Source organism: Thalassobius vesicularis (assembly GCF_004799325.1).
In the GTDB taxonomy this organism is placed as follows: domain Bacteria; phylum Pseudomonadota; class Alphaproteobacteria; order Rhodobacterales; family Rhodobacteraceae; genus Thalassobius; species Thalassobius vesicularis.
This window is the reverse complement of sequence record NZ_SSMD01000036.1, coordinates 1-435: the sequence shown is the minus strand read 5'-3', so window position 1 is coordinate 435 and position 435 is coordinate 1. Positions and strand designations below refer to the sequence as shown.

The 435-nt window shown below is 62.8% G+C and carries 1 protein-coding gene; it reads right to left on the bottom strand.

Annotated features, from left to right (window positions below; genetic code table 11):
* Window positions 1-334: hypothetical protein (locus E7681_RS19025; RefSeq protein ID WP_211089841.1), on the bottom strand; the 334-nt coding region annotated here is incomplete at its 3' end.
* Window positions 335-435: the final 101 nt, after the last annotated feature.

The following is a 435-nucleotide window of genomic DNA, read 5'->3' as shown; positions in this document are numbered from 1 at the left end:
GGGCCTGCGCCAATGCAAGCTCGTAATCGGCAGGGTCAATACGCAGCACTTCGGTCCCGGCCGGGACCAGGCGTCCGGGCTCCAAGTCGGGGTGACGCCAGATCACCTCACCCTGCACCTCAGCAACCGCAACCCAGGTCTCGGCCGCACGCAGGTTGCCCCAAACATTTACATTGGGGCGAATGATCTCTGACGTGGCCGTAACAACCCGGACTGGCAGTGCAGGTACCGCACCGTCGACCCGTGCTGGTCCGGGAGCGGATGAAATCAACCAGACTGCCGTAGCGATACCGAGAGCGATGGGCGGAGCCGCAAAGAGAGGTGCCAAGCGCATAAGTTCACCCCTTCGCCTGGCGCATCCGCGCCAATGTGCCGTCGCGTAGAACGAAGTGGTGGTAGAATGCACCCGCGACATGAAGGGCGACCAGTGCCAAT